The 277-nt window shown below is 57.8% G+C and carries 2 pseudogenes; both read right to left on the bottom strand.

The features are described 5' to 3' along the window. Positions 1–77 (bottom strand): annotated as a pseudogene (locus MKD49_RS25895) (NAD(P) transhydrogenase subunit alpha); the annotation flags it as partial. Then, a pseudogene (locus MKD49_RS25890) lies at positions 77–277 on the bottom strand (NAD(P)(+) transhydrogenase (Re/Si-specific) subunit alpha); the annotation flags it as partial. The pseudogenes MKD49_RS25895 and MKD49_RS25890, both read right to left, overlap by 1 nt.

Raw genomic sequence — 277 nt, 5'->3', positions numbered from 1 at the left:
GTCCAGACCACGTGGTAGCCAACGTAGATGGCCAGCACGAAGATGATCAGGTTGATGATGGTGTGGCTGACTTCCATTACTTGTCTCCTTGTTTGCGCAGCACTTCACCACCTGAACAAAGCAGCGTGGCCGCGACAATATCGTCTTCCCTGTTGATGACCAGCCTGCCTTCGGCATCGATGATCAGTTTCAGGAAGTCGAGCACGTTGCGCGCGTACAGGGCCGAGGCATCGGCCGCCACCAGGGCCGCCAGGTTGCCTTCGCCGATGATGTGCAC

It is taken from the genome of Herbaspirillum sp. WGmk3, assembly GCF_023952535.1.
GTDB lineage: Bacteria > Pseudomonadota > Gammaproteobacteria > Burkholderiales > Burkholderiaceae_D > Herbaspirillum > Herbaspirillum huttiense.
Note: the sequence above shows the minus strand (reverse complement) of the source record. Positions and strands in the feature narration are given on the sequence as shown.